We start from the raw sequence: 12870 nt of genomic DNA, 5'->3' as shown, positions 1-12870 counted from the left end.
AGAACACTGCGCCATGCGAGCAAGACGGACGATATTGCGAATGTAAAATCATGCAAGTTTTTCATTTACCAGCACGAGGCTAAGGATGCATCAGCTTCGAGATGCAAGCTTCACCCTGTTCCGTCCTGCCTTTTTAGCTGCATAAAGAGCGACATCAGCCTGCCGATAAGCCTCGGCCAGCTTGTCTGAAGCGGTCAACGACGATACGCCGATGCTACAGGTTGGATGTAGGTCACGCGGGAGATTCGGCAGCTTCGTTATAGCTGCCCTAAAGGATTGAGCAAATTGAATGGCAGCGTCGCTGTCGGTATTTGACAGGAAAACCGCAAATTCTTCTCCCCCCACCCGGCCGGCAACCGCTCCCGCCGGCATCTGGTCTCGTATTAGCTTCCCGAAGCCTTGAATTACGAGATCGCCCACATGATGCCCATAACTGTCGTTAACGTTTTTAAAGTTATCGAGATCGCAGAGCATTACGGTGTGGTTGCCATATGGCTGTTCTGTCAGAAAAGCCTGGACCCTCCGGTCGAAGCCTCGCCTATTAGCAAGGCCAGATAGAGCATCAATTTCCGATTCACTTCGCTCGTGAGCCATGATTTCGAGAACAAGCGTCGCCAGCAATGTCAGCCCGACCGCCACAACCAGCACTGCCGTTAGACTCTGCGAAATCAATGCGTAGTCGGTATGGACGTAATCTGTCGCAGTGGCTCCTGATCCTACTCTGATGGCCAAGGCTGCTTTTGCGAAAAAATGGAGGCCCGTCACCAGTAGCACAATGCCGAGAAAGCGATCAATCGCCGACAGGCTATGCGATCTGAATACGATCAACGCGCCCGTCAAAACTGCTACTGCGAAGGGGGTTTGATAGGAAAATGCCTGTAAGGGCGTTCCCCGGGGCAGATCGTAAATCGCAAAACATACGAGAAGACTAAGACTGAGAAAGACTATGATGATGCGGAGATCTAGGCGTCGCTCGTATAGGATGCTGACACCAAGGGTAAGCAAAGTCATTCCTGTGAGCACTGTCGCGAAAGCAGATATTGCCCATGGTTTGGGCGTGTCGGTATAGGCGACGAGAAGCTCGCAGACAGCGGAAAGCGAAGCTACGGCAAACCCGGCACCTATCCAAAGCGCTGCGATACGTGATCGGCTTTTGCCCGCTATGACAATAAAGACGATACCAAATGACATGGCCACGATGAAATTGACCGCCAAGAAAAATGCCGCACCATTCATCGAGTTTTCGCTGATCCAAAGATATTGTCACATGCCAAATATGAAGCACTACGGTAAAATTTTTCTCAATGTCGTCCAGAACGATGGCTTGTGTCAGTAAAGATGCCCGCACCCCTTCTCCTGTGAGCCAAACTCGAATGCGACGGTGGATAGATCTCGATTGGAAGCATCATGTCGGCCATTGCCCGCTAAAATGGATTTCCCGCTCACCGAGCGACTCAAAACGTCTGGAACCGCCGACCACAGCATCAGTGGCCGACATTTACAGATTGGGTCCGAAAAGGTGAAAATCTCGATTTTCTCCTGCCTCGTGGCAAGTCCTCGATGATTCGTCAAGTTCCCGCCCTATATCGCAGACGCTAGCCGACCAAACGATTGCGACTTGATGGGCATCGGCGCGACTGGCCCCGTCAACGGCAAAGCAAACTCGGAGGCTGGAGAGTTGTCGGACGCTTCTGAGAAGCTTCTTGAGCCGTGTTTAATCCACAAATGTAGCATATTGAGACGGGCAGAATGATGAAGATCATCAAGTCGTAGGTGTCCCACGCAGCCAAGGAATTATAGCGAAGGCGACAGAAAAAAACGTAACAAGAAGAAGTATCGTCGCCAGAAGGCTCGGCCAATGATCCGGCAACAATTCCCAATGTGGGGTCACAAATTCCGCAGTCGTGAATTGCTCACCGCTAAACACACATCCTATCAAGGCTGCGCCGCTTAGTGCGGCTTCTGCATCAATTACGGAAATGAGTTCCTCTGCCTGTCCCTTCACATCGCGCATGGTACGCATGTGAAAAAGCAGAGCTTTCTGTGCCGACAGATAGGCATGCATACATTCGTTGAACGGGCTTGCCTCATCGTTGGCCGCACGCGGCGCAAGTCCCCAGAGACAATATGAGTATTCAATCGAGGCATAGTTGGCCAGCCGTCGGAATGTAAGGTCCGATTCATTGGAAAAAATGGGCAAGCTTAAAGATCAACCCACTGTACCGGGATAAAATTATGAGCTCTCCGTGGCCGATGCTGCCAAACTGCAGACCGCTCCTTTCACCGGAGGCAATCCGCTTCGAATGCGCCGCCGCCGTACCTGAGATCAGCAGGCATGCGGTCAGCAGTAAAACAACGCGCTTCATTTCAACGGACGTGAGGTCGGCGATAAGCCGGCCCCTCTTTACCCTAGCGAAACGCAAGTGCGCCTGGACGGTATTTACCGTTTTCGGCCAACAGCTTCTCAGCAAGAAAGCCGAAAGCAAGAGATAGCACTGCCCAAATGATCACCTGAAGGCCGATCGTTGCGATCCGGAAACTGTAAAGCGTCATCGCTGAGAAGTTCTCGGGCACTTCATTGATCGATGGCATCAGCGCCTGCACGATCGCGAGGAAGGCGACGTAGCATACGCCCGCGAGAATTGCGCCATCCCATGTACCCAAGCGAACACGCAGCTTCTTCGCCAACACGAACGCGGCCGCCATGCTGCCGATTGAGACGACGAGCATCACGAAAAATAGTTGGGTACGAACCCCGATTGTATCCGGACTTCCGACGGCTGGGGGATTTGGCGGATACTCAAGGTCAGGGACCACCACCATGGCTACGAACGCGGCAAGACCAATCACCGCAGAAAGGGCGCGGGGGCTGAGCTTACTGCCACGCCCATATATGAAAGCAAAAACCAGCGAGAAAATCCCTCCGATGGCGACACTGTAGGTCATAATGCCGGTGAACAAGCCAATTCCCGCCTGTGTTTGACGGCTGACCAGCTCCGGCTCGGCAGGTACGTTTGTCGCCGCTGCCATTTGCTCTTCGAAAGCGATCGCCCTATCGACCTGCGGTTCCCCGAACACGCGGGCGAAGCCAAAAGCGAGCAAACCTGCTAGGAGACCTGCGATCAGGCCTCTTGCCAAAAGTCTTCCCATCATAGGCGTGTTCCTTCAGTGGCAGGGAAATCCGAGCAGGTGGCGGCCGTCATGAACGAATTCATGCACCTCCATGCCAGGCACGATCTGCATCGCACCCTCTTCCGTGCTGATGAAATACAGAGCGATCATAGCCAACAGGCCCGCAAAAATCGCCCAAGGAACAATTTGCCCGACCGGGATCGGTTCAATAATGGTGCCTGTAGTGTAAGTAGCAGTGGTCATTCGGTCCTCCTGAATGGCGCGTTCTAATACGGACTGTCGGTTGTCGGGGTCTGGCTTTCGACCATAGTTTGTCGATTACAGTGGCGCGACCGCTCCAGAGTTTCACTGGCTTCCCGAATACTGGCCACTTTTCTATAACAGGCGTCAGGTGACGCGGCAATGTGAAGTATGTCGCAACTTGGTGCTCACGCAGGGGGTAGGATGAAGACATGTAGAGCCACTCGAGTCTCGCTGATATGCGCCGGCAGGAGTGCAGGGGTTCACACATCGACATTTGGCAATCTTGGTCTGCTCCCAGGAGAGGAGGTGCGAATCCAACATGCGTTCACCTCGATCAGCAAAACTACAACACCTATTGTATCGGCCCCGGAAGAAAATGCGCTCCAGACGGCATCCATGATCTCGGGGACCTTTGAGGTCGAAGAGGCTTTGGCGGAGCTTGACTATGGCCGCTGGAAAGGTGCGAAGCTCCAGGCGATCGCGGCGGCAGAGCCAGAAAACTTACAGGCTTGGCTCACGGATCCCAACATTGCGCCACATGGTGGCGAAACAATCGTTGCGCTGCTTGAGAGGGCACGTATCTGGCTCGGCGCCCAGATGGAGCGTGGAGGACGGCATGTGGTCATCGCGAACCAGTCCATGGTGCGCGCCCTGATCCTTGGGATCATCGAGGCCCCAGCACAATCATTCTGGCGCCTTGGAATAGAACCGTTAAGTAGAACAGAGATGAGCTCCGACGGGCGGCGCTGGACAATCCGAACTATGGGTGCGGTGGCACAAAATGGCTAATCGGACGGCCGGTCCCCGCAAGCTGATTCAGATTTGCTATGTTTCGATCATTTTCACGAGTGTCGGCGCAACGACGCGTGTGCCTTTCCAACTGAAGGGTATGGCTGAAACTCTAGGCATCACGAGCCTCGTCGAAATCGAACCGCACCAAGCTTACATGCGAGCATTGGTGGAGGCTGCTGTCGTCCGGGGGTGGGTGCTTGTAGCCGGATCGCTTTATCTGGCAGGGTTGATACCGCGTGTCATTCGAAGTTAATGGCGAACTTCGTGCTGCAGATCCCATCCCATGCTCGATGCCGTTCGATCATTTGCTTTGCCACCGCCTGATGCTGGCACTACCCGCGATACTCGGTCGTGCTCAATGATTTGCGGCGAGCGACACCGATGAAACCAGTTTCAAGTTCGAACGCTGCTCCCCTGACGAAGGTGGGGTCGGGACCTTGTGGAAGAACTCGAAAGAGGCAAAATCGAAGTGCTCGTCGCTTCCCATCACGGCGACGGTCCAGAACTCAGAGGCGGCGCCGAACACCGTCGACACCTGGACGACCTGAATTTCGTTCGGTTCGGAGGCTAGACTACCCTCATTCGGCAGGAGGCGAGCCCAGTAGAAATGGTTGGGTTGCAGTTGCTCGATGCCTATCGTGTTCATGCGCTTGCCCCTTCAGACCTTGAGGAAAGCTAGCGCAGAACCTTGGGAGTGTCTCCAGGGCTGGTTGAAACCCACAGGAAAAGGTTAGGGTCAGCAAAGAGCCGCCCGTTAGCGTCAATCGCGTAGGGAAAACGGCGAATTTAATTGCTCGCAGGACAATCTCGCCGCCAAAATCACTTCGCGACGGCCTCAAAGATGCCAAATCGCAGTTATACTCGAGGCTGTTGCCCGCCGGGGATTTATACGGAAAACGGCAAAGATATTTATGGCTTGGCTTACCCGACCGCTGAATGCGGCATTGGAAGAAGATTATCGATGGACAAATTACCGATGACCCACAACAAAAGCCGACTGGCTGTGCTGACGTCCGATATCGTATCGGCCTACGTCGGCAACCATGTCATCCCGGTGAGTGAACTCCGTTTGCTGATAGCCGATGTCCACGCGGCATTGACGTCGAGGTCGATACTTGCCGCTGATGAAGTCATCGTCGAGAAGCAGAAGCCGGCTGTTTCGGTCCGCAAGTCTCTCCAGGAAGATCAACTGACGTGCCTAGAATGCGGGAATGGCTTCAAGTCACTGAAGCGTCATCTGATGAGCCATCACGCGCTTTCTCCTGACCAATATCGTGAGAAATGGGATCTATCGACCGACTACCCCATGGTCGCGCCTGCTTACGCAGAAGCGCGTTCGCGTTTGGCAAAGGAAAGTGGCCTTGGGCAGAACCGATGGCGGAAAGAGGTGGCCTAACGAGCTTCATGGGTGCCCCTCTGCAGTAGCCCGTATCGAGATGAAGCGGCTACTCGCTGTCATCCACTCGTCCGGCCGGGACAACCGCTCCGCGGAGATCCTGACTGGACGAAGATGAGGAAGGTCGGTGCGATTTCGCCCCGTCCCTTTTGTTGTCAGCAGGCAGAGGATGATCTACCGAAGCCAAACGGACGACCAGATAGAGCACCACCATCTGGATCCCAATGGCAAAGACGGCAATCTCAGGCTGCCCTCCGTCGCATATGCCATAGCCACGTCTACGGGTTTTCACCGATGCGCAGCTGGCGAAGAAGTTATCCAAGATCGCCGCTATTCTCGAGGCCCCCTCGATCCAGAAGTTCGGCACGTGCGTGAAAACCATGCCCCCGAGCTTCGAGAACGTGACAGAGGAACGTACCCGACGTCACTGACAATCTGACACGGGATAGCCAGCGCGACGCGTCGTTGCCAATATCCGCAACACGCATCCGCCTCGTCAATGGGCATAGAGCACGCAGCATCGGTGTTAGACGATACCAGGGAAAGATGACGCTTCGCGCGACCTTCCCCGGTATGTCTAATTTGGTGTGCAGCTTGAGACCCTGCTATTTCTAAAGCCGTTTTACAAGATAGTCGTCAGATAAGCTCTGAAACCTGCCCTGGGTTTCAAAACTCTTCCCAGCTTTCCTTGATGGCAGCATTCCCGGAAAATGCCTTGGCGACCTTCCCGGCAAGGCGGCGAACAGGCGATTGCACGGGTTGATGATCTAGGTTGGCAACCATGACAGCAGAGAGACGGGCCCCCCCACCAAGCTGGAACTGTGAGATTAGCTCCCGCAGTCTGCCGCTTTCGTTGGCAAGGCTGACACCTGCTGCGCTCGTCTCCTCGACCATGGCCGCGTTCTGCTGTGTGACCTGGTCCATCTGGTTGACGGCAGTATTGACTTCCGCCAGACCGACCGACTGTTCCTTGGATGAGGTCGCGATGGATTCCATGTGCTGGTTGACCGTGACGATGTAGCCTTCGATGGTTTTCAGCGCCTCGCCCGTGTCGCTGACAAGCTTGACACCACTCTGAACGTCCATTGAGGAGTTACGGATGAGGTCCTTGATCTCCTTAGCGGCCTTTGCAGACCGCTGGGCGAGTTCGCGCACTTCCTGGGCCACGACAGCAAACCCCTTGCCCGCCTCACCCGCGCGCGCTGCTTCGACACCCGCATTCGGGCCAACAGGTTCGTCTGGAACGCAATTTCGTCGATCACTCCGATGATGTTGGAGATTTCGTTCGATGACTGCTCGATCTTCTGCATGGCATCGACGGCATCTGCGACCACCCGGCCGGACTGCGCGGCACTGTCATTGGCAAGGACGGCAACCTTGCGTGCCTCATCGGCCCGCTTGGAGGAATTTGCGACGTTGACGGTAATCTGGTCGAGGGCGGCTGCCGTTTCTTCGAGCGAGGAAGCCTGTTGTTCCGTCCGCTTGGACAGATCGTCGGCACTGGCGCTGACCTCACGGCTGCCTGTATCGATTGTGCTGGTGGCATCGGCGACTGCGCGCAGTGTTTCGGCGAGTTGGCCGACCGCTGCATTGAAGTCGGTCCGCAGGGTCTCGAAATCGGCAGCAAACGGCTCCGAAAGCCGGAAGGTGAGGTCACCACTGGCCAGATGCTTCAAGCCTTTGCCAAGTCCGCTCGTTGCCTGCGCCATTTGCTCTGCGCGCGCGCGCTCCGTTTCCGCCGTCCGTAGGCGTGTTGCTTCAACCTCGCCTCTCATGCTGTCGGACTCGGCAGCAAGCCGCACGGCTTTCAGGCCATTGTCTTTGAACACCTGGACGGCCTTTGCCATTGTACCCACTTCGTCACGCCGTGCCGCTCCGATCACTTCGACGCTCAGGTCGCCGCCAGCCAGAGTTCCCATGGTTCCGGCAAGATTACGGATTGGCGTGACAAGCCATGCCCGGATTGCGATGAACCCGATGCCAAGGACCGCGAAGAAGCCAACGATGACGCCGGCGACCGCCGAAAAGGCTGTGAAATCGGTGATGTTTGAGAGCTTGTCACTTTTGTCATTGTTGCTGGCGGCGATTTTTTGCACTTCCGCGGTAAATCTTTCCCCCACCACAGCGAAAGCGGGCTGGCATTCCAGACCAAAGACTTTCTGTGATGCAACAGCCTCATCGGTGTTAGATGCGGTGCTCCCCAAAGTTATGGCTTTGGTGCAGGTCGTATCGAAAACGGTCAGACCGTCATTTTTCAAGGGAGTTAGATCCGCGTTGGATGGCGCAAGGCTTATCGCTTTGTCCATCTGGTTCACGAACTCGGTGCGAGTGGCCTTGACCTCAGCTGCCGCTTTGGCGTTTCCCTCGTCCGTGAAGGCGATCATCAGATCGGCCATCGCCGCACGGCCAATCTGGAGCGACCGGTTGGCCTGCAGGACCGCAAGACCTGCCGCGTTGTCTTGGTCAATCAGGTCGCTATAGGCCGCATCGATCGTCTCCATCTGGCTTGCGGAGTACCCAGCGACACCCAAAGCGAAGACGCCAAAAATGGCGAACACAGTCAGGAATTTTCCCACAATGGATATATTTTGCATGATGGCTCCTGCCGCCCAGAAACATTGGCGGGTTTCGAAAGATGACAAATCCCGAAAGCAAAGTCATTATGCTGAGGGCGACGCGCACGCACTGCGCGGCTGAAAGTTCTATGCATCTAGAACGCGCATATTTCACCCGATGAGGTTTAATAATTGATGAACTATCAGTTGGCGGCGTAGCACCATCGTTGAGGATTGCGGCCCTGCCGCCACACATGACACCAGATTTCGTCCAGCAAAAGACTCGGAGCGAGAATACTGTTGCGTTGTAACAAAGTCGGTCCGATCCTGTGATCGGTTCGATAGCCCGGAGGATCTGAGATGACCCCTGCCCGCTTCCGACAGTGCCTGCAGTCAATACGCTGGACGTCGGTCGACATCGTCAACGCCCTGCAATGCGACCTAGCCTGGATTGAGGCGCTAGAAAGCGGCGAGCTCAAGATCCCCAATGACGTCGCAACCTGGCTCGAGAAGCTTGCCTGCTTTCACGCTGAAAACCAACCACCGGTAACGTGTAGGACGGCAACGGTTGCACCGAGACGAACTGCTGACTACAGTCAACCGAGCGTACTCCGCCGGCAAGGCTAGGCTTCCAATATCCAATCGGCCCGTCGCCACCTTTTCCACATCAATGCCCACCAGTCTGTTTTCATTGGCGACCAGGAGGCAGACGCATTTCCCGTGTGAATGGCTGATCGACCCGGATATCCCGCTCGGCCAGACGGGCGCCCTGGTCACCAATGGCGATCGGAACGTTGCCGCGACGGAGGCACTCCGGCGCGGCGCGGGCTAGAACACGCCCCGCCTCGTCCTTGCCTTTGTTGATCAATACGCCACCTCGACGGACGTGCAGGGAGGATAGGCGGGGCAAAATGGCTTTGCGATTTGGAGGTTGCAGGTGCGGTCAAGTTGGCTTTCAGGTTGACGGCGAGCCCAAATATGTCGGGATCTGCCATTGCACGGATTGTCGCCAGGAGAGCGGATCGGCGTTTACGTTCTTCGGTGTTTGGGATGTTTCGTACTTCGAGACGACAGGAGAGACTATCGATTGGGAAGGATGAGAGTTTTGCCCAGCTTGCGGGTCGCGGCTTTTTTCGGTCGACGACAAAGAAGTGAGATCAAACTCGGCGCACTGGACGAAGCGCCGACCACTTTGATCCCCACCTACGAACTCTGGGTCAAGCGCCGCGAGGCTTGGCTTCAACCCATTGCGGGCACCGAGCAATTTGACGAGGATCGGCCTTAGAAGGAGCATGCGGCAGGAAAGCTCGCCGGCCGATACGCTGCGCCTCATCATCGTAGCCAACGAGCCTGGAAACTGGGGATTGCCGCAACCCGTCACATCTGCTCCACGCAGGCTCATTAACTTCTTGTTAACCAGATGGGTCCAGCCTTGAGCGGATCGGATACCACTTGCGAAATATGGAGGCGGCCATGCGGCTTGTTGCGGTTCCCGACAAGATTATTCCCCAGGGCGGGCACACACTCATCATCATGGCGGATGGAGAGACCAAGCATGCAGTCTGCGTTCAATGCGAGACGAGCGAGCTGGCGAACGGCGGCCACGACATCGGTATGATCGAGCACTTGGCAAGCATGAAGACCGAGCGAGGGGAGCGGGCCTACGACGGACGCGTCTGGATTTCAGCATCTGAGCTGCGCCGACAGTAGGTCGTCGTTCCAGATAGCTAAATTCCTTTAAGAGCAATCAGCCCGCCAAAACTTTCCTTCACAGACGTTCGGCAAGGTCCATGATCGCGGCGTTGTCCTGGACCTCGCGGAGACCCTTGTAGGACGCATGCCTGAGCTTGCCATCATCCGTCCATGCCCGATACTCGATCTCGGCGATGAGTGTCGGCTGGACCCAGACGATGTCTTTGCTGCGGCCTTCGAAGGCAACCGGGGCCTTCTTCGTCTTCAAAATATCCAGGGTTTTTCGGAGGTAGGTAGCGTCGCTTTCCTTGAAGCCGGTGCCGACGTTGCCGACGTAGATAAAGTTATTTCCGCGCCTTGCTGCCAGCAGCAGGCTGCCGATGCCACCCCTTGCCGATGTCGAATGCTCATATCCGACCACGATAAAGCTGTCGCTCTGGACGCATTTGATCTTGAGCCAGTCGTCGGTCCTCCCCGAGCGATAGGGCCGGTCGCGATGCTTGGCGATAATGCCTTCGAGGCCATGCTCTCGGGCTGCTTCCATCAAAGCCTGGCCGTCGCCCGTCACGTCCTCGGACAACCTGATCGTGCCGGATGGGTCGAGAGACAGGTCTTCGAGCAAGTGCCGCCGTTCCGAAAGGTCCATGCCTGTTAGGTCATGGCCATCGAGATAGAGAAGATCGAAGGCGTAGAATATCACCTCACCCGCAGGCCGCTTGCCACTGCGGCCGCCAAGGGCTCTCTGCAACGCGCCGAAATCGGATCGCCCCTCGCCGTCCAAGACGACCGCCTCGCCGTCGAGAATGAGCGTTGCCGCCCCCAAATCCTTGGCGGCCGCGGCGATTGCAGGAAAGCGATGCGTCCAATCGTGGCCACCGCGTGTGATGATGCGGACCTTGGCGCCTTCGACGTGAACCGCCAGGCGATATCCATCCCACTTGATCTCGAACGCCCACTCCGGCCCGACGGGCGGTTTAGCTTTCAAAAGGGCCAGACAGGGCTCGATGCGCTCGGGCATTGGATCCAACGCAAGCTGCGGCTGCTGCGGGTCACGGCGTTTACGAGGTCGACCGCGGATCGGCGCGTCGGTATCGCGAAGAAGGGGTTGCGGGCGAGATGGCTTTTTCATCGCCGCATTTCGCCAGAGAATTGTTAAGATGCTGTGACGTGTCGATACCGGATGAATACTCCGCAATAGGGGAAATTTCATCCGGTATTGGCATCTTCAACTGCCGAGATGATGATCGCAATATCGGCGGTTAGGAGACGGTAATGATACCAGATGAGATGGTCGAGTGCCGGCGAATGGGATAGATCCACGTCGGCCTTGGTCTCCCCTCTTCTTTATGTTCGGCGCCTGAGCTTGCGCCTGCCATTTAACATCAGCTATGTCTCGATCGAACAGGGGTGCTCCGTATCGCCGGGGCTGAGACATGGCGGTCATAGTCATGAACCCTCAAGCTGATCTGGATAGTGCCAGCGGAGCGAGGCAAAGATGGTTTCCAATCGCAATACCGCGTCTTCCCGCCGCCTTCACCTCAACGCCGTGATTTACGGTCTCGGGAGCCATGAAGCCGCATGGCGTATGCCGGAAAGCGATCCGTATGCGTCAATGACGCTCGACTATTGGATCGATATCGCAAAGCGGGCCGAGATGAGCGGGTTCGATGCCCTTTTCCTTGGTGATGTGCTAGCTCTGCAGGACGAAGCCGACAAACATCTCTCCAGTGCGATGGACCCGTTGGTCCTCCTGTCTGCCCTTGCTGCGGTGACGACGCAAATTGGACTGATCGGCACCGCCTCGACGACCTTCGATCACCCGTTTCACCTTGCACGCCGATTTGGCTCGCTCGACCATATCAGCAAGGGCCGCGCCGGCTGGAATATCGTCACATCTTCAAACGAGCTTGAGGCCCACAATTTCGGGCTGGCTTCCATGCCTGACCATCAGGAGCGCTACGCAAGAGCAGACGATGTCGTCACCGCCGTCAAGGCACTGTGGCAAAGCTGGGAGGTCAATGCCAGGTTGGCTGACAAGATCAATGGCCGATATTTCGATAATGCAGCAGTCCATCAAGTCGACCACACCGGGCCATATGTCCGCACTCGAGGTCCGCTCAATATCCCCCGTCCCCCGCAAGGCCATCCCGTTCTTGCCCAAGCAGGATCTTCGCCTGCCGGCAAAGCATTTGCTGCGCGGCATGCCGATATCGTCTTTACCGTCCAATCTTCCCTGGACGAAGCACGGACCTTCTATGCCGAGATGAAGCGCCTTGCAGCAGAATGCGGGCGCAATCCTGGCCACCTCCTCGTTATGCCCGGGATCATACCGATTACTGCAAGCACGAAAAAGCACGCCGAGGATCGCATCAATGCGATGAATTCGTTCGCTGTGCCAGAGCATTTAATGGCGAAGCTATCGTCATTTCTCGGACGGGACCTATCCGGGCTTGCGCTGGATGCGCCATTTCCAACCGAGCTTTTGAACGCGAAGGGATCGCAGGCGAGTCGAAGTCGCGTGGACGCACTGCTTGGCATTGCACGTCGAGATCGGCTAAGCCTCAGGCAACTTCTTATGCGGCTAGCGAGCGGCCGCGGCCATTTGCTCGCAGTGGGCACAGGCTCTGACATTGCCTCGATCATGGAAGAATGGTTTGAAACCGGCGCGGCTGACGGATTTAATGTCATGTGCCCCGTTATGCCTCGCGATCTCCAGATCTTCAGTGAACTGGTTATACCAGAGTTGGAGAAGAGAGGGATACGGGGGCCTAAGTCCAGTGACATGCTGCGGGAGCGCTTGGGTTTACCTGTGATATAGGGGGAGAAGGAGGAGGTCATGGCTGAGGAGATCATAGCCATGATCCAGACGCTGATCGCCGATTTCGGCCATAAATGGCCACCAGAGCGCGTTGGGTGTTGATGATGACCGCATGCCTGTCCGAGGCGCCGTTTCGAGTCTGGCGGGGCCGAATGTCGACCATAATACACGCTTGCAACTGGTATTTTTATGACGCACTCCTTGTTTGTACAGGGCACTCGAAATGCGCGCGAGAAAACCAT

Annotated in this window: 12 protein-coding genes and 2 pseudogenes; 5 read left to right on the top strand and 9 right to left on the bottom strand. The window is 56.1% G+C overall.

What is annotated here, in order from left to right:
• Nucleotides 1–90 precede the first annotated feature (90 nt).
• From VH564_RS08400 to VH564_RS08385, 4 genes are all read right to left on the bottom strand, one after another.
• Nucleotides 91–1236: a diguanylate cyclase domain-containing protein gene (locus VH564_RS08400; protein ID WP_423339344.1), complete on the bottom strand. Its 1146-nt coding sequence runs from the start codon at nt 1234–1236 to the stop codon at nt 91–93.
• Nucleotides 1237–1762: 526 nt separating this feature from the next.
• Nucleotides 1763–2200 carry a hypothetical protein gene (locus VH564_RS08395; RefSeq protein WP_423339343.1) on the bottom strand — a complete coding sequence of 146 codons (438 nt, stop codon included), beginning with the start codon at nt 2198–2200 and terminating at the stop codon, nt 1763–1765.
• 209 nt (nt 2201–2409) lie between these two features.
• Nucleotides 2410–3153, bottom strand: coding sequence for a CbtA family protein (locus VH564_RS08390; RefSeq protein WP_423339342.1), 744 nt, complete (start codon nt 3151–3153; stop codon nt 2410–2412).
• A gap of 12 nt (nt 3154–3165) precedes the next feature.
• The gene (locus VH564_RS08385; RefSeq protein WP_423339341.1) at nt 3166–3375 is read right to left on the bottom strand and encodes a CbtB domain-containing protein; all 210 of its coding nucleotides are present in this window, start codon (nt 3373–3375) and stop codon (nt 3166–3168) included.
• Nucleotides 3376–3681: 306 nt separating this feature from the next.
• On the opposite strand from VH564_RS08385, the gene VH564_RS08380 reads away from it, so the two are divergent.
• Nucleotides 3682–4164 (top strand): histidine phosphatase family protein, encoded by a 483-nt coding sequence (locus tag VH564_RS08380; protein WP_423339340.1) that lies wholly within the window; start codon nt 3682–3684, stop codon nt 4162–4164.
• Between the two features lie 358 nt (nt 4165–4522).
• On the opposite strand, the gene VH564_RS08375 is transcribed toward VH564_RS08380, so the two are convergent.
• Entirely contained in the window at nt 4523–4813 is a 291-nt protein-coding gene (locus VH564_RS08375; protein ID WP_423339339.1) for a hypothetical protein, read from the bottom strand.
• Between the two features lie 315 nt (nt 4814–5128).
• Here VH564_RS08375 and VH564_RS08370 point away from each other — a divergent pair, with 315 nt between their 5' ends.
• Nucleotides 5129–5563 (top strand): MucR family transcriptional regulator, encoded by a 435-nt coding sequence (locus tag VH564_RS08370; protein ID WP_423339338.1) that lies wholly within the window; start codon nt 5129–5131, stop codon nt 5561–5563.
• A gap of 666 nt (nt 5564–6229) precedes the next feature.
• Here the strand turns inward: VH564_RS08370 and VH564_RS08365 are convergent.
• The 3 genes and pseudogenes from VH564_RS08365 to VH564_RS08355 form a co-directional block, all read right to left on the bottom strand.
• Nucleotides 6230–8157: pseudogene (locus VH564_RS08365) on the bottom strand (methyl-accepting chemotaxis protein).
• A gap of 420 nt (nt 8158–8577) precedes the next feature.
• Complete coding sequence (locus tag VH564_RS08360; protein WP_423339410.1) at nt 8578–8865, bottom strand: hypothetical protein; 288 nt, start codon at nt 8863–8865, stop codon at nt 8578–8580.
• On the bottom strand, nt 8807–8986 hold the full coding sequence (locus tag VH564_RS08355) for a hypothetical protein (protein ID WP_423339414.1): 180 nt from the start codon (nt 8984–8986) through the stop codon (nt 8807–8809). The genes VH564_RS08360 and VH564_RS08355 overlap by 59 nt, the downstream gene beginning before the upstream one ends.
• Before the next feature lie 43 nt (nt 8987–9029).
• On the opposite strand from VH564_RS08355, the pseudogene VH564_RS08350 reads away from it, so the two are divergent.
• Both VH564_RS08350 and VH564_RS08345 read left to right on the top strand, forming a co-directional pair.
• Nucleotides 9030–9403, top strand: a pseudogene (locus VH564_RS08350) (GFA family protein).
• A 188-nt stretch (nt 9404–9591) separates the two neighbouring features.
• Nucleotides 9592–9828, top strand: coding sequence for a hypothetical protein (locus tag VH564_RS08345; protein WP_423339337.1), 237 nt, complete (start codon nt 9592–9594; stop codon nt 9826–9828).
• A 58-nt stretch (nt 9829–9886) separates the two neighbouring features.
• Here the strand turns inward: VH564_RS08345 and ligD are convergent, their stop codons facing one another.
• On the bottom strand, nt 9887–10939 hold the full coding sequence (gene ligD, locus VH564_RS08340) for a non-homologous end-joining DNA ligase (RefSeq protein ID WP_423339336.1): 1053 nt from the start codon (nt 10937–10939) through the stop codon (nt 9887–9889).
• A 366-nt stretch (nt 10940–11305) separates the two neighbouring features.
• Between ligD and VH564_RS08335 the strand changes: the two genes are divergently transcribed.
• The gene (locus VH564_RS08335; RefSeq protein WP_423339335.1) at nt 11306–12628 is read left to right on the top strand and encodes an LLM class flavin-dependent oxidoreductase; all 1323 of its coding nucleotides are present in this window, start codon (nt 11306–11308) and stop codon (nt 12626–12628) included.
• Nucleotides 12629–12870 lie beyond the last annotated feature (242 nt).

This window comes from Rhizobium sp. HT1-10 (genome assembly GCF_049472505.1).
Lineage (GTDB): Bacteria > Pseudomonadota > Alphaproteobacteria > Rhizobiales > Rhizobiaceae > Rhizobium.
The sequence above is the reverse complement of the archived record's forward strand: the minus strand, read 5'-3'. Positions and strand labels throughout refer to the sequence as shown.